Raw genomic sequence first — 525 nt, forward strand, 5'->3', positions numbered from 1 at the left:
TGGTGGACTTGGACTTGTTATCGCATGGTTAATGGTTGCGATTTCGTTTATCATTCTCCGTAAAAAGGCTCCAGACATGAAACGGCCATTTAAACTTGGTGGAGGTACGACAATTGGCTGGATAGCAGTTGTGATGGCTGCAGGGATATCTGTACTTTATATGCCGGGTATGCCTTCAGCACTTGTCTGGCCTTATGAGTGGGTGATTGTAGGGTTCTGGATTGTTTTAGGGTTTATCCTTTATAAAATTTCAATGGCTAAGTACGGTAAAGAATACGCAGATGACCATATGAAAAAAGAAATTGATCGAGTGGCATAATAAAGCAGACGAATCAACATACCAATTGGGTAGTGTTGTTTCGTCTTATTTTAAAATGGAAATTACAATAATCAGAATATTATTGACACATAAAAAAGTGGTGGATTATAATATAATATATAGAAACATAATGTCGACAATCGACAGATGGCTGTTGTTCCATTGCAATTATTGTTCTTTTCGATAAAAATGGTACGGGGGTCAAT

Annotated in this window: 1 pseudogene; it reads left to right on the forward strand. The window is 37.3% G+C overall.

What is annotated here, in order from left to right:
- Positions 1–319: pseudogene (locus AC3G7N_RS22575) on the forward strand (amino acid permease); the annotation flags it as partial.
- Positions 320–525 lie beyond the last annotated feature (206 nt).

The sequence above is a fragment of the Virgibacillus carmonensis genome (genome assembly GCF_057836705.1).